This is a genomic window from Fundidesulfovibrio magnetotacticus (assembly GCF_013019105.1).
Classification (GTDB): Bacteria; Desulfobacterota; Desulfovibrionia; order Desulfovibrionales; family Desulfovibrionaceae; genus Fundidesulfovibrio; species Fundidesulfovibrio magnetotacticus.
This window is the reverse complement of the sequence record NZ_BLTE01000058.1, coordinates 1-479: the sequence shown is the minus strand read 5'-3', so window position 1 is coordinate 479 and position 479 is coordinate 1. Positions and strand designations below refer to the sequence as shown.

Genomic DNA, 479 nt, shown 5'->3' with positions numbered 1-479 from the left:
CACGCCCCCCAACACCATCATGGTGGCCCAGATCGACAAGATGTACGGCCAGACCATCACCTTCCTCGACTGGATGAAGGTGGGCGTCCCCCTGGCCGCGACGTTCCTGATCATGACCTGGCTGCTGATCACCAAGGTGCTCTTCCGCGTGCAGGGCGACATCCTCCAGGGCAAGGGCAAGCAGCTCATCGACGCCGAATTGGCCAAGCTCGGCCCCATGAAGAAGGAAGAGAAGATCATCGTCGCCGTGTTCGCCGTGGTGGCCACCCTCTGGATCCTGCTGGGTCTGGTGAAGATTCCCGTGTTCAAGGGCGTCACGGACGCCTCCATCGCCATCGCCGGGGCGATTCTGCTCTTCATCATCCCCTCCGACCTCAAGAAAGGCGTGTTTCTCCTGGACTGGAAGACCGCCGTGAAAATCCCCTGGGACGTCATCCTGCTCTTCGGCGGCGGCCTCTGCCTGGCCGACGGCTTCCAGG

Annotated in this window: 1 protein-coding gene; it reads left to right on the top strand. The window is 62.2% G+C overall.

Going from position 1 to position 479, the window contains the following annotated elements; all coding sequences use genetic code 11:
* On the top strand, nucleotides 1-479 hold a 479-nt coding region (locus NNJEOMEG_RS20290; protein WP_173087289.1), incomplete at both ends, for an SLC13 family permease.